We start from the raw sequence: 19,006 nt of genomic DNA on the forward strand, positions 1-19,006 counted from the left end.
GCAATCATGGCCCTGTTTTATTTTCTGACAATTTATTGGTATTCAGTAGACTATAAATCCACTCATAATCTGTGCCTGCAACAGTCAACTGTACCTTAAACCCTAAAGGTAGTTTTTTTAATTCAGTTACATTATTCGGATCACTGATATTTTCAGGCCATTGGGTCAATTCTTGTGGGTTGAGAACGGTAATTTTAAACTGGTCCACCCGTTCTAACAGCGTACTGGAAATCGGTTGCACCCGATTAGGAATATTGAGATTTGCATATTTTAAACGATAGACTTTCTTCTGTGCAGAATCATAGCGATATTCAATCCGTTCATAAGGCGACACACCCTGCTTTAATGGATCTGAGACACCAGCCTTACTAAACATAAAACTTCGATCATTTAACAATAAAGCCGCTTGTAATTGTCTGCCATCATTGGCCGTTAAGGGAATGATTTGTAGGCTATCCCTCAAAATTTGCTGATAAGCGTCCTGTAGTTCAAACAGGTATGTTTCATGTTCCGCATTACGGTCTTTTACTTTTAATAAATAATCAAAAACTTTCCAGCCCAGCATTGAAAGTACCGCAAAAATTGCAATCGCAACCAACAATTCAACTAAAGTAAATGCCTGTTTATATTTCATGATGTCTTGGCTTTTGCTGGGTAGTTAAAAAAAACCATGTTGGTGACCCCTGCTTCAACTTTACCTTGTTCGCTATTAAACAGGCTCACCTGCAATTCGATGCGCTGAATATTGGGACTAATGGTTGCCTGGGCATTTTTATCAATCTGCCAGGTTTCTCCCTGTGAGGTGACTTGTTTGGACTGTGTCCCTTCCAACCATTCCTGATTCATTTCCATCATGGCCACTTCATTCATGGCAACAAATTGTGCCTTGGTCCGCAAAATCGCATTGGAGGTTGACTGCGTGTATTGCATGGCAATTTTAGTTAATGCAATCGCTGCCACAGCAAAGATAGCAAGTGCCACCATCACTTCAAGTAAGGTAAAGGCTTTAATCTTGTTCATTTATTTTACCCAGGTGATCGAGTTCCAACTCATGGCCAATGGGTTGCTGTTCATAATAAAACTGAATACGAACAGGTTTGGCCTCGCCATTGCCAAACCAGATCAACTGGGGTGATTTACCACCTAATAAATCTTCATTTTTGGCTTTCGAATAATTCTCGCCATCTAAACTTTGAATGCTAAACGACACTTGATCAGGTAACTGGCGTGGTTTAAATTCAGGATAAGGTTGCCAAGTGCGATTAGCCTGTTGTATTTGCTCAAGGCTTTGATCATGATATTCAAATAAATTATAGCTAAAGGGTGCAACATCAGTTGCATTTTGGGTATTTAATGCCAGCACCTTGGCTTGATCAGTTGCTTCCTTATTGATTTTTTTCAAATCGAGAATAAACATTTCTCTCGCCTGCATGGCACGGCGCTGATCAACACCACCAATATTTAACACTACCAAGGATGCCATGATGGTCATAATCACAATCACCACCATAATTTCAATGAGGGTGAATGCCTGTTGTAATCGGCGGGGTGATCTCATTTGCCTGACCAATTATGAAGCAGCCACTTGTTCAAGTTGTTTTGGCATCGCCAAAGCCTGCTCAATATAGGCAACGCGCAAGGTATCTCGAGAGCCCAAATAACGCTGATAAAAACTTGAGTTGAGAATCACCGCAGCGCCATAAGTCAAAGACCAGATGGAAGCCAAATAATCGCGTGTGGTCATGCTGCTATGGATATCTACCAGATAGCTTTCTGTCATACGGATAATAATCCGCAAACGTTGACGGCGAATTCTATACAATTCGCTGAATAGCAATTGAATCCCTTGCCCAGTCGTGGAGAGACGTTCTTCAATCTGGTGAAATAAGGCGGTACGTTCAGGATGATGGAGATGATGCAGCATAAAGAATGCCAGATGTTCAGGAAAAGTCTTTTCAGTATCCTGAATCATTTCCAGCAACATTTTCTCATTACGAATAATCAGCAACATATACAATTCATCTTTACTCTGAAAATGTTTGTATAAAGTTCCTTTCGCAAGATCCAGCTCAGCAGCCAGCGCATCAAGTGTCATACCTGCTTCACCATTTTCCAATAAGAGTTGTTCAGCAATCTGAAAAATCAAGACTTCTCGTGCTCTAAACTGAGCTTGGCGATCCATTTTCACGTGATAACTTTTCCTAGCGCAACAAAACCGTTTATTTCAAATTTAAAAGATTTTCAAAATTTTGGGCAGTGATCATGCCAATTTCTTCAACCGATTTATCATATACATCACTGAGTGCTTTTGCTACATACGGCACATATTTCGGTTCGTTGGTTTTACCACGATAAGGTACAGGTGCTAAATAAGGACTATCTGTTTCAATCAGTACACGGTCAAGTGGAACCTGTTTAGCGACATCTCGCAAATCCTGTGCATTTTTAAATGAGATAATGCCAGAGAATGAAATGTAGTAGCCACAGTCCAGAACAGCTTTCGCAGTTTCCCAGTCTTCGGTAAAACAATGCAATATTCCATGCGTTGACTGCTCAGTCTTTATAATATCAACCGTGTCATGCTTAGCCGAACGTGTATGTACCACCACAGGTTTCTTTATAATCTTTGAGGCCTGAATATGCCGTGCAAAACACTGCTTTTGCGCTGCAATAAAATCAGTGCTGTGATAGTAATCCAGACCAGTTTCACCCAAAGCCCAGACTTTTTCAGATTGGGCAAGCTCCACCAAATAATCTGTTGTCGCGCGTGCCATGGTCTGCTCATCCTCACATGGATGAACACCAACCGTATAGCCAACATCCACATGTCTGGACGCGATCTGTGACAATTGAATATGGTCATCCAGATCAACTGAAATTCCCATAAATTTTGACACACCCGCGAGTCTGGCCTGTGCAAGTGCCTGATCCAGATCTCCTTGATAAGGTGTCAAATCCAGCATGGTTAAATGGCAATGCGTATCAACAAACACTCTTTTTTCCTATCTATAACGCTTACATGGTGTAACTTGGGCGATCAAGGCCTTTTGAACCTGCCAGCAACTTTTCAGCCTCATTTTTATAATACACACCTTTTTCACCCATCAGTTGGATTGCAAAACCCTGTGGTTTAAAATGTGTTTGTTTATAAGAAATCCAGATCACTTTACCTGTCAACGGAATCTTCTGTGCCTGATCTGGTAAGGTTGCCAGAACAAATACCTCCTGTCCCATCTTGACCGCCTGCTTGGTTGGAACAAATAAACCGCCGCCTTGAACAAAAGGCATATAACTTGATTGCAACGTTGCTTTATCAGGAATATTGACCTGTATAATTCCACCCATCATTTGTGGTTGCATAACATTCCCCTGTTAACATAAAAACCGAACACTTTTATATCATGCTGATTAATCTAACAAATTGAACCATCTATAAAAATCAATCTAACTCAGACTTAGCAGATAAAAGATAAGTAATGAGTTAAAGCATTTACATCGTTACTTTTGATTATAGGAAACATTGCTGGAAACAACAAATAATGTTTAATAAAAACGTTCAAACCAAAGGAATTTGCTTGTTCTTTAAACAGAAGAAATCTTCTTTATATTTTTTATCTATAGCTGAATACTTAATTTATCATCACACCTAAAACCATAGGAAATGAGGTTTTACAGATATTTCCTTGTGCTAGTATTTTTAGAATTTAGCTATATAATACCGAGAATTAAGCATTCATTAATTGTATAAACAGCTTATCAAGCACCAGTTGGGTTTGAACATTTTGCTCCACCATCAATTTCTGCTGCTGTAGATCTGAATAAACTTCAAACAAACTTTCCAGATCATAGCATTGGCCAAGTTTTTGAAAATCCAGATCATCATTCTTGATTGACTGATTTAATTTTAAAGCAATGACATCAGCTAAAAGATATTCAAACATGATCAGAAATTCTGAAAAATTTAATTCCTTAGACCACTTGTTGGCGTAGTACAAAGGCATATTCTTTTCAGATACCAGCTTCAACCAGTCATTTAAAAATGTAGCCCGTTTCTCTAGCCAGTGACTCTGTTGAATCTCGATTGCCTTTAACGGCATATCATTGCCAAGATTCAACAACAGGGAAGTTTGCTTAGCTGTTAAATCTGGAATTTGCTGTTGCACAAAAGTCTGTGACTCTTGAGGGGTTAGACGATCCAAGGCGAAATGTTGTAGACGACTGCGGATGGTTGCGGGTAGTTTCAAGTAATGATCGGCAACTAAAATCAGTACCACACGCTCACCTGGTTCTTCCAAGGTCTTGAGCAATGCATTGGAAGAGGCAATATTAAGTGCTTCCGCTGGCTCAATCATTACCACACGCCAGCCTTCACCTGTCTGCTGCACGAAAGGTAATAAGTCACGGATTTTTTCAATCTTTATTTTTGCATTTTGCTTTTTATTGTCTTCGTCTGTGGTGATATGCACATAATTGGGATGGGTGTCAGATTTCAGCCATTGGCAGCTAGAACACTCACCACATGCCGCCTCAGCCTGTTTATTCAGACAAAGTACCCATGCAACAAACCGTTCGGCAAACTCCTGCTTGGCGCAGCCTTGTTTACCATAAAACAGCAAACCATGACCAAGCTCAGGAAAGCGCGTGGTGAGCAAAGACCATGTTTGCTCATGCCAGGGATAAATCATGGTTTGTTGCATATCACTCAATACTACTCAATTGACATCCTCCCCGACCTAAAGGACGGGGATTCCTACTGCTAGATGGCAATGTCCTGCCACGAAACAGATACTATAGTTCTCTGCTTCTTATTCCAATGTAGTCCTACCTTTCGGATTGCAAAGAGTGCACGGATTACAATGGGGAAAACTGTTTTTTTTCGTGTTGTATCAGTCTGCTGACTAAAAATATACAACGTAATTATCATAGCACATGGATTACTAGATTCAAATGTTTTTAGCAATCCTAGCCAATCCCCACAAGGGGGACTAGCGGATTGCAGCCTTATATCCTCGGGCTAAACCCCGAGGTTTTACGGCTATTCGGATAAACTAACAGGCATCGCATTTAAACGGTCTAAATCCGTTTGTGTATCTACCCCAGGAGGTAAATTCGCTTCTGCAACAGCAATCGCAATACGGTGGCCGTTTTCCAATACACGCAATTGCTCCAGGCTTTCCAGTTTTTCCAGATTTCCCTGTTCCCAAGTGACATATTCTTGTAGCAATTTGACACGATAAGCATATAAACCCAGATGGCGGAATGCCTGATCATGCAAGGTGGGTTGTGACTGTTTTGCCCCATCACGATCATACGGAATGGTGGCACGGCTAAAATACAATGCTTCATTGCGATTGCTCATCACCACTTTCACAATGCTGTCACGTTGAAACTCATCTAACTGATGAATAGGCTCACATAAAGTAGACATTGAACATCGTGGTTGCTTAACCAGAAGTTGCGTTACCTGCTGTACCAACTGTGCTGGAAGCAAAGGCTCATCACCCTGAACATTGACAATAATGTCATCGGCAGACCAGCCTTTTAGACGTGCCACCTCACTTAACCGATCTGTACCTGATGGATGATCAGCACGGGTCAAGACCACATCCACTCCCTCAGCTCGACACACTTCGGCAATACGCTCATCATCCGTTGCCACACACAAATCATCAAAGTCCTGTACTTTTTTGGCTTGATCAACTACGCGCAAAATCATTGGGCGACCATGAATAAGCAATAAAGGCTTGCCTGGTAAACGAGAACTGGCAAAACGCGCAGGAATAACGATGTGTTTCATAGTTGCCCTCTAAGAAAATTGAATCCCGACTTGCTGTAACTGTTGCCGCAGCAAGTCATAACAATCTGATGATAAAACTGCCTCAACAGGCACCACCCAAATGGGAATGTTAAATTCAGGATGTTGCTTTAATAATGTCTTGAACTTAACCGCATCTTTTTCAGTCGTGATAATTACATCATGATGATCAAATGTTAAATCAGCAATTTCATAATCATGATGATCTGGAAACTCATGTGCCTGATATTGGTTAACACCGAGCTTATTCAGTGTTTGATAAAAACGCTGCGGAAAGCCAATCCCCACCACAGCATTAAAATACTGCTTGGCATCAAAAGTGTTTGTGCTTGAATTGGGATTAAGCAAATAAGGTTGGCCAATCTCTAAATGCATATTTCGCTGAGCTCGTGCAATTTTAGTATGTTCAATGACCGTACTTCTATTTAAGCGTGATTTAGGCTCACGCAGATAACCTTCAGGTAATAACTTTTCATTGCCCAAACCACGGTTTTGATCCAGCACAATCCATTCAAGCTGACGTGCCAAAGCCCAATGCTGCAAACCATCATCACTCATAATCAGGTCAATCGCGGTAGATTTTAATAACAGTTCAATCGCTGCCTGACGGTTTGGACCAACCGCCATGGGAACATGGGTTGCCTGTACAATCAGACAGGGTTCATCACCCACTTGATCAGGTTCAGAGGTTGTGGTCACCAGCGCAGGAAAATCTCCCTTACCGCCATAACCACGGCTAATCACTCCAACACGAATATTGTGTTGTTGAAGATACTTGACCAGTTGAATCAACAACGGCGTTTTGCCACTTCCCCCAACCGTGATATTACCAATCACCATCACAGGCACAGGTGCGGTATATACTTTCTTGATTCCAGTTCTATACAAGCCCTGATTCAGGCAAAAACCAAAACGGTACAACCATGACAATGGACGCAACAACACTAACCATGCTGCCTGTTTATTCCAGGCATCCTGAATGGTTTGCGCCATAGACATGTTTAGTGTTCCTCAAAATTGCGTTGATGCAATTGATAATACATGCCATGTTTTGCGAGCAATTCGGTATGTGTGCCTTGTTCAATGATCTGCCCTTTGTCCATCACCACAATCACATCAGCATTTTCAATGGTCGATAAACGATGCGCAATCACAATGGTAGTACGACCTTGCATCGCCTCATCAAAAGCCTGTTGAATAAAATATTCAGACTCATTATCCAGCGCACTGGTTGCCTCATCAAGAATCAGGATTGGAGAATCTTTGAGAATCGCTCTTGCAATGGCAATACGCTGACGTTGACCACCAGAAAGGCTCAAGCCCTGCGCACCGAGAACAGTGTCATAACCCTGTGGCAAGTTCATGATAAAGTCATGTGCATAAGCCGCTTTTGCCGCCGCAATCACTTTCTCGTCACTTGCATCCTGTAATTGACCATAGGCAATATTGTCACGGACTGAACGATTAAACAGAATCACCTGTTGATTGACCATTGCAATCTGTGATCTCAGGCAAGACAATTCAATGTCCTGAACAGGCACACCATCAAACTTCAGTTGCCCACCGCTTAACTCCTGAAAGCGTGGCAGCATATTCACCAATGAGGTTTTACCCGCACCTGAACGTCCCACCAATGCAACTGTCTGTCCAGAATGTATCTTTAAAGAAAAATCTTTAATCGCATGCGTACCGTCTTCATAACGTAAATCTGCATGCTCAAACTGGATATTGCCTTTCAGCACAGGCGTGAGTTGCCCTCTATTCTGTTCTTCAGGCAAGTCCAGCAGTTCAAATACAGAATGGGCTGCTGCCAAACCACGCTGTAATTTTTCATTAATATCCGTCAGGTTCTTCACAGGTTTTGAGATTAAACCTGCTGCTGCAATATAGGCAACAAATTCACCAGCCGAAGTATCACCCAAAACTTGTGGACGTAGTGCAATCCATAAAATCACTGCGATTGCACAAGAGAGAATCAACTGGATAATCGGGCTGTTAATATTTTGCACCACCACCATTTTTAAGCCACGGCGAAGATTCTCTTGTGACGATTTATAAAAACGCTGCTGTTCAAATGCTTCACCTGTAAAGCTTTTGACGACACTATTGCCATTGATGGTTTCCTGTACCACATGGTTGACATCACCCATGGTATTTTGTACCTGAATCGACAGCTTACGCATTTTTTTCGAGGCAATACGCACCAAGATGCCAATCACTGGTATAAAGACAATAAAACATAGTGTTAAACGCCAATTGGTATACAGTAAATAGCTCAACAATCCAATAACAATCAAACCGTCTTTAATCAGGGTTTTCAAAGACTCTGATGATGCGGCTGAAAGCTGTTCAACGTTATACATTAACTTGGCAGTAATATGACCAGAGCTATGATCAAGATAATATTGTGCAGGGAGTCTTAATAGTTTGGCGTAAACTTCCTGACGAATACCAAAGACCAACTGACGTGAAATAACGGCGGTAAAATATCCACCTAAAAATAATCCAACGCCACGAAAAAACATCAATAGCACAATTAAAACAGGAAACCAGTTCAGATTCTCTCGATCACCATTTTGAATGGCATCGATGATATATTTCATCAGCTTGGCGACTGAGACTTCTGTGGTGGCATTAATCGCAAAACCGATCAATATAAATAAGGCAATACCCCAATAAGATTTTAAATATGAGATGAGGCGCAAATAAACCTTAAAATCCTGATTCACTCAGTAAAACCTCTAGTCGGAACTTTAGTGCTGATATTGACATTAACAAAGCCAAGCTGACCTGCCACGTCCATCACACGAATCACGTCCTGATGGGTTGCTTTGGCATCCGCCGCAATAATAAACATCAAATCACGCCGATCCTGTGCAGCCTGCTTGATTGCGGTACTTAAATCCGCAATATCCTTGGTTGATAATGCTTGACCATTCACAGAATAATGCCCCGTTGAGTCTACCATGATTTCAATTTTCTGATCGAACTGTTTTGGTGGCACACCCTGTGCATCGGGCAAAGTCAGATTGATACGGCTTTGCTGGCTGAATGTTGTGGACAATAGCAAGAACACCAGAATGAACAACAGACAGTCAATCATGGGTGTCAGGTTGATATGAATATCTTCAACTTGAGAACGTTTAAATTTCATAATGTCACCTATGCTCAGCTTGCATGGCGATGTTCTTGCACATGAGGTGCTTTTTTGTAGAAAAGTGCAGCATGAAATAATGTTGATTGTTGTTCTAACTCAGCAATATATTCATGTACTACACGTTGAAAATAACGGTAGGCAATCATGGCAGGGATCGCTATCAGCATACCTACAGCCGTAGTAATCAATGCTTTAGAGATACCAGGCATCATCATACTTGCATTTCCAGCAGAACCGATATCAATCACTAAAAATGATTCAATAATACCAAGTACGGTTCCTAACAAACCAAGCAAAGGTGCAATGGCACTTAAGGTACCCAGAAAATTGATATTTTTTTCCAGATGGCTGATTTCCCGTGAAGCAGTTGCCTCCATCTGCGCACGCGCAAACTGCTCGCCCTGGTCACGATGTTCATATCCTGCCTTAAGAATACGACCCAAAGGACTTTTTGCGGCAGCATCCTGCTCTAGTTGTGAAATGACAGATTCAGCATCCGAACCATTGACCAATAATGTCTGTGGCAGTACCTGTGCCCGTTTTAACCGAATATAGCGTTCAATTGAAATTGCAACCGTAAAAATTGATGAGAGAATAAGCGGTAGCATTAACCAACCACCCGCTTTCACAAGTTCCCACATATTATTCCCCAATAATATTTAAAATATAAAAGGACGCACCTTGAATATTAGTTAGGTAAACAAATATTTAAAATTCCATCCAACTCATCCAATGAGTGGTAATGAATGACCATTTTTCCTTTACCTTTTTGGTTATGGTCAATTTTCACATTTGCCCCAAAACGTTCCGACAGTTTCTGAGTCAATTGTTCAATATCAGGAGAAACCTGCACCTTTTCCTTTTCAGGCTTTGGTTCACACCACTCACGTACCAGTTGTTCAGTCTGACGCACTGACAGGGCTTTTTCAATCACGATTTGCGCCACGTCAATCTGGTCTTTGGCTTTCAGGGTGAGAATGGCACGGGCATGTCCCATATCAATCTGCCCCTGTTGCATCAGGTCCTTAATTGGGTCAGCCAGACTGAGTAAGCGTAATAAGTTACTCACTGTGGTACGGGCTTTACCCACAGTATCGGCTATTTCCTGATGACTTAAACCAAATTCATCATGAAAACGTTGCAAAGCAACTGCCTGATCAATTGGATTGAGGTCCTGACGCTGAATATTTTCAATCAGTGCCAATGCAATTGCGACCTGATCGTTCAGTTCACGAACAATGGCAGGGATTTGAGTTAAACCCGCTAACTGCGCTGCACGCCAACGACGTTCACCCGCAATGATTTCGTAAGGGTGCTGTTCATCGTCAACAGGACGAATCACGATTGGCTGCATCACCCCATGCTTCTCGATGGATGACGCAAGTTCCTGTAAATCCTGTTCCTGAATAAAACGGCGTGGCTGATATTCGCCACGTTTTAATAAGTTGACATCAATCTGCTTGAGTTCACCATGATCCAGGGCTTGTGCTTCGAGTTGCAGTTTTTCTTTTTGAATTGAACCCAATAGCGCATCTAAACCACGACCTTTAGCCAATCCGCGTTTTTTGATGCTCATACAGCACTTCCTTTTTTCACTTTACTTTTCTTCAACATTTCTGCGGCAAGGTTTAAATAGGCAACCGCACCTTTTGAACTTTTTTCGAAATAGATCACTGGCAAACCATGTGCTGGCGCTTCAGCCAAACGAATATTTCGAGGAATCACCGTATCATACAATTTTTTACCAAAATACTGCTCCAACTCTGCCGACACATCACGAGTCAGGGCATTACGGGCATCATACATGGTACGCAACACCCCAATGATTTCCAAGTTTGGATTGAGGGCTTTTTGTATACGGTCAATGGTCTGGGTCAGATCAGCCAGACCTTCCAAAGCATAATATTCACACTGCATTGGAATAATCACACCATCAACCGCTGCCAAGGCATTCACAGTGATGAGGCTCAAACTTGGGGCACAATCCACAATGATATAGTCAAATGAGGACGCGACTTCCTGCAAGGCATTTTTCAGGATAAATTCACGCCCATCCTGCTCCGCAATAACAAGCTCCACCCCTGCAAGCTCACGGTTTGCACCCAAGACCTTATAACCCACCTCAGCCTTTTGAATGGCTGTTTCAATGGGCACTTCGCCCAACAGCACATCCGTCACTGAATAAAGCAAGTCATTCTTTTGAACGCCAGACCCCATAGTGGCATTACCCTGTGAATCCATATCGACCAGCAGGACACGTTTTTTCAAAATTGCCAAAGATGCGGCAAGATTCACTGCGGTCGTGGTTTTCCCTACACCACCTTTCTGGTTTGCAATTGCAATAATTTGAGCCATGACTACCCTTAATATTTTTTATTGAATACGTTGAAGTAACAGTAAATGACGTTGTTCATCTAATCTTGGTACACGAAGTTCGATCACCGTACATGAATATTGATCTTTGATTTGCTCAACTTCGTCGGTTGGAATTAAGCCTTTCATTGCGGCAATAATGCTCTGTTCGTGCATATAAGGTTGTGCAGCATCGACAAAGTCAGTCAGAGAGGCAAAGGCCCGACTTGTAATGACATCGAAATGACCAAGCTCGTTAATACTGTCTTCATTTTCTACACGTGTTTGCACTGCAATTACATTTTTAAGCTTTAGATCAGCAATAAACTGCTTTAAAAAACGAATCTTTTTTCCATTGGAATCCAGAAGCACACAAGAACGCTCTGGCTGACATAAGGCAATGATCATGCCTGGCATGCCACCACCCGTTCCCACATCGAGCAAACGGCCCTGAGGCAAATCATTCAGGATACTCAGGCTATCCAGTAAATGTTTCACTAGCATTTCTTTCGGGTCACGGATTGCTGTCAGGTTATATGCTTTATTCCATAGCACCAAAGCATCTTGATATTTCAATAAGAGTGTTAAGGCCTCATCACTCAGGTTTAAACCCAAAGCCTGGCTACCTTGCTTTAATTCTTGAAAAAAAGGATGCATAGCGGTATAACATCTCGATAAACTTGCCGTGCAGTATACCGATTTCTGATGCAAGGCACAGTAGGACTTGTTGAACGATTATGCAGTTAAACAGTGGCAAACATGATAAACTGCACAATCCTGTAGGCTTTTGTCTTTTTCCATACAAATCAAACAAAGACAATAACCTACTACGAAAACTTATTTTGCTTAATTTGTTGATCTAGCTGCTCCAAACGTTCAGGTGTGCCAACATCCACCCAAATCCCTTGTAATTTTTCAGCCGAAACCTGCTGTTGCTGCATTGCCTGTTTTAACAATGGCGCCAAAGGTCGCTTGCCATTTTCCAGGCCAACAAACATCCGCGGATGAAGCACGGCAATACCGCTATAAGTTAATGCTTCGCCCAACTGTTCCTGTTCAAAGGTATAAGCCAGCCCGTTAGAAAGGATAAAATCACCCTTTAAATGTTGTGGGGGATTTTCCACCAAGACCAAATGTGCCTGCTGCTCACCTAACTGAACATCTAATAATGAAGCAAAATCCATGGTGGTCCAGACATCTCCATTTACCAGAATGAATGGCTCATCACCCAACAATGGCAAGGCATTGATGATTCCACCTGCGGTTTCAAGACCCTCACCCTCATGTGACCATAGGATTTTGACACCGAATTGAGAACCATCACCCAGCGCATTCGCCAGTTTTTCGCCTAGCCATGCGGTATTGATGACGATCTCAGTCACACCAATCTTTTGCAACTTTTCAATATGCCAAACTATCAGCGGTTTTCCACCCACTTCAAGCAAAGGTTTAGGAGTATGTAGGGTTAGCGGACGCATGCGATTCCCTAGCCCTGCAGCAAGAATCATCGCTTTCATTATGCAACCACCTCATAGCTACCATATTTTGCAGTAAATTTAGGCATGACCACATCACGAATAAACTGCATAAAGTCATTCAATTCGTCGTAACCTTGGCTTTCTTCAAGCAAATACCACATTACTCGTGGTAAATCTTTTAAGTAACCTGATTTACCATCACGCTCAAACAGGCGAACGAAAATACCTAGAATTTTCAGATGACGCTGAATCGCCATCAAATCTGCATCTCGCTTGAATTGCTCGAAACTACGGTTTTCTTTTGCTGCCGCTGGTAATAAGTTATAGAACACCTCAAACCATTCGTAGACACGCTCAGCATTCCACTGTACATAAGCATCACGGGTAATCGAGATCAGATCATAGGTATCTGCACCAATCACTGCATCCTGAAAGTCAATCACACCAAGCTCTTGCTCATTGTCGATTTTCATCAAGTTACGGCTATGAAAATCACGATGCACGATGACTTGTGGCTGATGCGTTGCTTCAATCGCAAGGAAGTCGAATGCCTGCTCAATGGTTTCAAGCTGCTGCTCTGTAGGCTGAATATTCAAGGATGGTAACATCCATTCAGTCAATAAACGCATTTCTGTCATCAGCTTTTCATAAGAATAGGCAGGTAAATGATTTTTTCCATCAATCTGCTGCAACTCAATCAACTGTTTAAAGCTTTGTGCATAGTATTGGTCAACAGTTTCGTCATTCAATAAAGTGGACAACACCACATCACCAAAATCTTCAAGCAGTAACAAACCCTGGGTTAAATCCTTGGCGACGATATGTGGCACACGAACCCCATGTCCATCAAAGAACTCATCAATACTCACAAATGGAATACAGTCTTCTTTTTCAGGTGGCGCATCCATGAGCATATAGGTTTTGTTTTGTAACTTGATTCGCGCATAACGTCGAAAGCTTGCATCTCCTGCCAAAAAACTGATCTCAAATTGATCGGACTGAAGAACGGCTTGAAGCCAAGTTTGTATCAATTGTTCACGTTGTGTATTCATTTGCAATAAAATCTAAAACTAGCTGAGATTTTGAAAGCTTAAGTGTAGCCACTTATCAACTTTTTCTCTATGATGCGACAATAATTAATTGTGAATTAGCGTACTGGTTAATGAGACAATGAAACATCAGTTTAAATTTAATCCTTTAGCAACAGCTATTTTGACACTTTTGTGTGGCGGCTCGATTCAATCAGGTTTCGCAGCTTCAGCTGATGCCGTCTCTACGCTTGACAATAAACAGCTTAAAGCCATCACCCAACAAAATCAGGCTCAGCCAAAGCAAGAAAGCTATAAGGGTGAAAAGTTTTTCCAGCAATATTATGTGGACAAATCAGCAGCAGAAGCCCAGTTACGCGACAATCGCTATTTAAGCTCTTCCTTTTGTCAGGGCACATGGATTACCCCGATTAATCCACAAACCAAGCCATCCGATGCCAATAACACCACTTCAGTAATCACCGCAGACTATGGTCATTACAACCCTGAGGGAGATTCTTTCCTGCAAGGCAATGTTGTGATTGATCAGGAAGGGCGCAGTATTCGCGCAGATCAGGTCACCATTGATTCAACCCAAACCCATGCAAAAGCGCAAGGACAAGTGCAGCTTGCACAATCAGGCCTGCTCACGCAAAGTGATGAGATTGACTACAACCTAAAAACACAGACAGGTGATTTAAACAATAGTTTCTATATCTCTGAACAGCAGCATGCGCATGGTTATGCAAGTCAAATCCAGCGTCAGAATGAAAACCTGGTTGTCTTAAAAGATGCAAGCTATACCGCCTGCCCACCTGGACAAAAACCAGCCTGGAAAATTCAGGCAAAACAAATTGAACTGAATCAGGATACAGGTCGTGGTGTAACACGTGGCACCAAGCTTTATGTCAAAGATATACCTGTACTTGCCGTACCCTATTTCAATTTCCCGATTGATGACCGCCGTACCACAGGTATTTTAACCCCTACTTTCGGTTATACCAATGATGGTGGTGCACAGCTTGGCGTGCCTGTTTATCTTAATCTGGCACCAAACTACGACTTAACGCTTACTCCAAGCTTTATGAGTAGACGCGGTGGCAAGCTGGATGGTGAATTCCGCTATATGACTGAGAATTTTGGTTCAGGTCGAATCTGGGGCGGATATTTACCAAACGACAATCAATATGACAATAAAGACCGTGATGACCTGCATTTCATCCATTACTGGAAAATGAATAATCAATGGTCGACCAATTTAGAATATAACTATGCATCAGATAAGGATTATTTCGCAGACTTTGAAAATAATCCAAATAGCAAAACCGATCTGAATCTACGTCGCGCCTGGGAACTGAATTATCAAAATGGTATTCCTGGTCTTAAGACTCAGTTGAAAGTTGAAGATTTCCAGACACTGGATAAAACCATCAAAGATGCAGACAAGCCTTATGCTCGACTACCGCAATTTTTATTAAATTACGTTACAGGCGATCCACAGGGATTACAGTATGAATTTAATAATGACACTGCATATTTCAAAAAGTCGATTGGTGATGATTCAGCATTAGAGTCAAGTGGTACGCGTATCTACAACCAGTTTGCCGTTCGCTATAACTACATCACACCATCATGGTTATATGCCATCCCAGAAGTTTCTGTGCGCAGCATCAATACATTCTATGATCAGGACTCCAAGGCGAGTATTGGACTGTCCAAGTCAGATGATCTAGAAAAATCTGTTGTAGTGCCTCAGTTTACATTGGCAACGGGGGTCACTTTTGAAAAAGAGGGCAAATACCTGCACAGTATTTCTCCACGTGCTTTTTATGCCTACTCACCTTATAAAAAGCAGGATGATTATCCAAACTTTGACTCAACCACAGCCTCGATCAACTACGACCAGCTTTTTAACCCCTACCGTTTCTATGGCCATGACCGTCTGGATGACAACAACTTTTTGTCATTGGGTGTAACCTATAGTTTATTGGATACAGAAGGTCTGGAGCGTATTCGCGCCAGTGTCGGTCAAAGCTATTATTTTAGTGATCGACGTGTCAGCCTAAACCAACAGCCTGACGAATTTGACACCCAGCGTCAGACAGGTCCAATTGTCAGTGTATCTAGTCAGCTCAACCAGAATTTCACCATTAACGCCAATTCAGCTTGGATGTCGAATGGTGACAATGCTCAGCGAGATGTGCAAGCCTACTATACAGGCGATCAAGGTAACTTATATAACTTAGGCTATTTCTACCGTAAAAATATTCCTGACCGTCAGAATTATTACGATCAGGTTGTTGCATCCTTTATACAACCTGTAAAGGATAATTGGCGTATCATGGGCCATGCTCAATATGACCTGGACAACAAACTAATGCGCGAGTACCTGCTTGGCATCAATTATGAGTCTTGCTGTTGGGCTGTTTCAGCCTATGGTCGTTCCTACTATAACGACCTGGATGATCCAAACTCTCCAGATGTTCGCAAAAAACGTGCAGTTATGGCCGAGTTTACCCTGAAAGGTTTAGGGGGCTTAAACAACAAGCTTGCCTCTCTTCTGGAAAATAGAGTTTTAGGTTTCAACAAAATTAATCAATCTTGGACACAACGTTAATGAAGATACAACACTTTCAACATATCTTTAGAGCCACTGTTCTCGCTGCCCTAGTTTCTTCATCAATGCAAAGCTTTGCCCAACCTACGGATGAGGTTGTCGCAATTGTGGACGATAGTGTTATTCTTAAAAGTGACTTAGAGCAAGGAGTTGCGGAAACGGAACACCAGCTAAAAGCACAAAATAAAACGGTTCCACCTCAACAGTATTTACAAATGCAGGTGCTGGACCAGTTGATCGTTCGTCAAGCCCAGTTAGAGCAAGTAAAACGCTATGGCATTAAACCAGACGAGAAAAGCCTGAATGCAGCCGTACTAAAAGTTGCAAACCAGTCAGGTGCCAGCACATTAGAGGCTTTCCAGCAGAAGCTGGATGCCATTGCACCTGGCACTTATGAAAATCTACGTAACCGAATTGCTGAAGATTTAGCCATTGGTCGCCTGCGCCAACAACAGGTGATGTCGCGTATTAAAATCAGCGACCATGATGTTGAGAATTTCCTAAACTCACCTGAAGGCCAGGCTGCCTTAGGGATTCAGGCACACGTCATTCATATGCGTATTTCAGGTGAAAATACCGATGAAGTGCAAAAAGTCGCTCAAGAAGTTAAGCAGGCTTTGACTACAAGTAATGATCCTAAAACGATTAGCTCAAAGCTATCCACCTCAACCGTTAAGGTTGATGGTGCAGATATGGGGTTCCGCCCACTGTCTGATATTCCTACCGAACTTTCAGCGCGCATCACCCCATTAAAAGTAGGTCAAACCACTGAACTGATCAATGTTCGTGATGGCGTCCACGTACTTAAATTACTTGAACGCAAACAGAATGACCAAAAAGCTCTGGTCTCTCAATACAAAACACGCCACATTCTGATCCAACCATCAGAAGTTGTAACCCTGGACCGTGCCAAGCAAATGATTGAAAGTCTTTACAAGCGTGTAAAAGCAGGCGAAGATTTTGCAACATTGGCCGCAACCTATTCAACTGATACAGGTTCTGCCCGTGATGGTGGTAGTCTCGGCTGGGTGAGCCCTGGTATGATGGTTCCAGAGTTTGAACAGGTCATGAAAGACACACCAGTTGGTCAAGTCAGTAAACCATTCCAGACCCAGTTTGGCTGGCATATCCTACAGGTTACAGATACTCGCCAGCAGGACATGACCAAGGAAGTTCAGGAACGTATGGCTCGCCAGATTTTAGGTGAACGTCAGTTTGATAGCGAAGTGGATAGCTGGACACGTGAACTTCGCGCCAATGCCTATGTTGAAATTAAAGATGCCAACCTAGACACCAAAGCTCCACAAAAATAATCCAGCTACTTTAATGCAAATGCCAGCCTGTATAAGAGCTGGCATTTTATTTACTCGATAAAGAAAAAACAGCGGCAAATGCCGCTGTTTTTAGCTACAAATGAGTTATTTGTAACGATCAACCATCTTCTCTAAAGAAATTGGACGAATCTTGTCAGCATTGCCTGCTGTACCAAATGATTCATAACGATCGATACAGATTTGCTTCATTGCTTCAACTGTCTCGCCAAAGAATTTACGCGGATCAAATTCACTTGGTTTTTCAGCCATCATACGACGCATTGCACCCGTTGAAGCCAAACGCAAGTCAGTATCAATATTGATTTTACGCACACCATGTTTGATTGCTTCAACAAGCTGCTCTACAGGCACACCATAAGTTTCTTTAATATCACCACCATATTGGTTAATCACAGCCAACCATTCCTGTGGTACGGAGCTTGAACCATGCATCACAAGATGCGTGTTTGGCAGTGCAGCATGAATTTCTTTAATACGGTCAATTGCCAGAATATCGCCTGTAGGTGGGCGAGTAAACTTGTACGCGCCATGTGAAGTACCAACAGCAATCGCCAGAGCATCAACATTGGTATCTGCCACAAACGAGGTTGCCTCTTCAACAGAAGTCAGCAATTGAGAATGGTCAAGTACGCCTTCTGCGCCAACACCATCCTCTTCACCAGCCATACCAGTTTCAAGGCTACCTAGACAGCCAATCTCACCTTCAACTGAAACACCACATGCATGCGCCATCGCAACCACGCGGCGAGTTACATCAACGTTGTAATCGTATGAGGTTGGTGTCTTGCCATCTGCACCCAATGAACCATCCATCATGACTGAGCTGAAACCCAACTGGATCGAACGCTGACAAACATCAGGGCTTGTACCATGATCCTGATGCATTACCACAGGAATATGCGGCCATTCTTCAATCGCTGCCAAAATAAGGTGGCGGAGGAACGGTGCACCTGCGTATTTACGCGCGCCAGCCGAAGCCTGCACGATTACAGGTGAATTTGTTGCATCCGCAGCGAGCATGATTGCACGCATTTGTTCTAAGTTGTTTACGTTAAATGCTGGTACGCCGTAGTTATGTTCCGCAGCGTGATCCAAGAGCTGGCGCATTGAGATGAGTGCCATAATATCCTCCCAGGTAATGCGCCATATTCTACATGCTGATTTATTTCAATTCAGCAACTAATCACAGGAAATCAAAAAAAATCCCTGATCTTTTGTGCAATCT

20 protein-coding genes are annotated in these 19,006 nt (G+C 42.4%); 2 read left to right on the top strand and 18 right to left on the bottom strand.

The features are described 5' to 3' along the window. Window positions 1-4: 4 nt before the first annotated feature. The 17 genes from gspJ to F967_RS07885 all read right to left on the bottom strand — a co-directional run bounded on the left by gspJ (window position 5) and on the right by F967_RS07885 (window position 13,854). The gene (gene gspJ / locus F967_RS07805) at window positions 5-634 is read right to left on the bottom strand and encodes a type II secretion system minor pseudopilin GspJ (protein ID WP_004799211.1); all 630 of its coding nucleotides are present in this window, start codon (window positions 632-634) and stop codon (window positions 5-7) included. After that, a complete protein-coding gene (gene gspI, locus F967_RS07810) occupies window positions 631-1,020 on the bottom strand; it encodes a type II secretion system minor pseudopilin GspI (protein WP_004799212.1) in 390 nt (129 codons plus the stop codon). The genes gspJ and gspI overlap by 4 nt, the downstream gene beginning before the upstream one ends. After that, window positions 1,007-1,558 (bottom strand): pilus assembly FimT family protein, encoded by a 552-nt coding sequence (locus tag F967_RS07815; protein ID WP_004682228.1) that lies wholly within the window; start codon window positions 1,556-1,558, stop codon window positions 1,007-1,009. The genes gspI and F967_RS07815 overlap by 14 nt, the downstream gene beginning before the upstream one ends. A 12-nt stretch (window positions 1,559-1,570) precedes the next feature. After that, a complete protein-coding gene (locus tag F967_RS07820; protein ID WP_004679489.1) occupies window positions 1,571-2,182 on the bottom strand; it encodes a TetR/AcrR family transcriptional regulator in 612 nt (203 codons plus the stop codon). Between the two features lie 37 nt (window positions 2,183-2,219). Next, window positions 2,220-2,993, bottom strand: coding sequence for a TatD family hydrolase (locus F967_RS07825; protein WP_004682231.1), 774 nt, complete (start codon window positions 2,991-2,993; stop codon window positions 2,220-2,222). Between the two features lie 22 nt (window positions 2,994-3,015). Further along, complete coding sequence (locus F967_RS07830; protein WP_004682232.1) at window positions 3,016-3,360, bottom strand: PilZ domain-containing protein; 345 nt, start codon at window positions 3,358-3,360, stop codon at window positions 3,016-3,018. A 365-nt stretch (window positions 3,361-3,725) separates the two neighbouring features. Continuing rightward, complete coding sequence (locus tag F967_RS07835; RefSeq protein ID WP_004799214.1) at window positions 3,726-4,697, bottom strand: DNA polymerase III, delta' subunit; 972 nt, start codon at window positions 4,695-4,697, stop codon at window positions 3,726-3,728. Window positions 4,698-5,035: 338 nt separating this feature from the next. Beyond that, window positions 5,036-5,797 carry a 3-deoxy-manno-octulosonate cytidylyltransferase gene (kdsB, locus tag F967_RS07840; protein WP_004799217.1) on the bottom strand — a complete coding sequence of 254 codons (762 nt, stop codon included), beginning with the start codon at window positions 5,795-5,797 and terminating at the stop codon, window positions 5,036-5,038. Window positions 5,798-5,806: 9 nt separating this feature from the next. Next, entirely contained in the window at window positions 5,807-6,814 is a 1,008-nt protein-coding gene (gene lpxK, locus F967_RS07845; RefSeq protein WP_004682236.1) for a tetraacyldisaccharide 4'-kinase, read from the bottom strand. A 2-nt stretch (window positions 6,815-6,816) separates the two neighbouring features. After that, the gene (gene msbA, locus F967_RS07850; RefSeq protein WP_004799220.1) at window positions 6,817-8,544 is read right to left on the bottom strand and encodes a lipid A export permease/ATP-binding protein MsbA; all 1,728 of its coding nucleotides are present in this window, start codon (window positions 8,542-8,544) and stop codon (window positions 6,817-6,819) included. Next, window positions 8,541-8,969, bottom strand: a complete 429-nt coding sequence (locus tag F967_RS07855) for an ExbD/TolR family protein (RefSeq protein ID WP_004682240.1) — start codon at window positions 8,967-8,969, stop codon at window positions 8,541-8,543. The genes msbA and F967_RS07855 overlap by 4 nt, the downstream gene beginning before the upstream one ends. A gap of 14 nt (window positions 8,970-8,983) precedes the next feature. After that, window positions 8,984-9,613 (bottom strand): MotA/TolQ/ExbB proton channel family protein, encoded by a 630-nt coding sequence (locus tag F967_RS07860; protein ID WP_004757921.1) that lies wholly within the window; start codon window positions 9,611-9,613, stop codon window positions 8,984-8,986. Window positions 9,614-9,660: 47 nt separating this feature from the next. Further along, window positions 9,661-10,548, bottom strand: a complete 888-nt coding sequence (locus F967_RS07865) for a ParB/RepB/Spo0J family partition protein (protein ID WP_004682244.1) — start codon at window positions 10,546-10,548, stop codon at window positions 9,661-9,663. Next, complete coding sequence (locus F967_RS07870; RefSeq protein WP_004679507.1) at window positions 10,545-11,327, bottom strand: ParA family protein; 783 nt, start codon at window positions 11,325-11,327, stop codon at window positions 10,545-10,547. Before F967_RS07870 ends, F967_RS07865 begins: the two co-directional genes overlap by 4 nt. Window positions 11,328-11,345: 18 nt before the next feature. Next, entirely contained in the window at window positions 11,346-11,981 is a 636-nt protein-coding gene (rsmG, locus tag F967_RS07875; protein ID WP_004761238.1) for a 16S rRNA (guanine(527)-N(7))-methyltransferase RsmG, read from the bottom strand. 170 nt (window positions 11,982-12,151) lie between these two features. Further along, window positions 12,152-12,841 carry an N-acetylmuramate alpha-1-phosphate uridylyltransferase MurU gene (gene murU, locus F967_RS07880; protein ID WP_004799223.1) on the bottom strand — a complete coding sequence of 230 codons (690 nt, stop codon included), beginning with the start codon at window positions 12,839-12,841 and terminating at the stop codon, window positions 12,152-12,154. After that, window positions 12,841-13,854 (bottom strand): aminoglycoside phosphotransferase family protein, encoded by a 1,014-nt coding sequence (locus F967_RS07885; RefSeq protein ID WP_004799225.1) that lies wholly within the window; start codon window positions 13,852-13,854, stop codon window positions 12,841-12,843. Before F967_RS07885 ends, murU begins: the two co-directional genes overlap by 1 nt. A 118-nt stretch (window positions 13,855-13,972) precedes the next feature. Here F967_RS07885 and F967_RS07890 point away from each other — a divergent pair, with 118 nt between their 5' ends. Together F967_RS07890 and F967_RS07895 are read left to right on the top strand one after the other, a co-directional pair. Further along, on the top strand, window positions 13,973-16,447 hold the full coding sequence (locus F967_RS07890; protein WP_004799228.1) for an LPS-assembly protein LptD: 2,475 nt from the start codon (window positions 13,973-13,975) through the stop codon (window positions 16,445-16,447). Then, complete coding sequence (locus F967_RS07895; RefSeq protein ID WP_004799230.1) at window positions 16,447-17,760, top strand: peptidylprolyl isomerase; 1,314 nt, start codon at window positions 16,447-16,449, stop codon at window positions 17,758-17,760. Before F967_RS07890 ends, F967_RS07895 begins: the two co-directional genes overlap by 1 nt. Before the next feature lie 105 nt (window positions 17,761-17,865). Here the strand turns inward: F967_RS07895 and fba are convergent, their stop codons facing one another. After that, the gene (gene fba / locus F967_RS07900; RefSeq protein ID WP_004679518.1) at window positions 17,866-18,903 is read right to left on the bottom strand and encodes a class II fructose-bisphosphate aldolase; all 1,038 of its coding nucleotides are present in this window, start codon (window positions 18,901-18,903) and stop codon (window positions 17,866-17,868) included. Between the last annotated feature and the right edge of the window lie 103 nt (window positions 18,904-19,006).

It is taken from the genome of Acinetobacter sp. CIP 102637 (genome assembly GCF_000368425.1).
In the GTDB taxonomy this organism is placed as follows: domain Bacteria; phylum Pseudomonadota; class Gammaproteobacteria; order Pseudomonadales; family Moraxellaceae; genus Acinetobacter; species Acinetobacter parvus.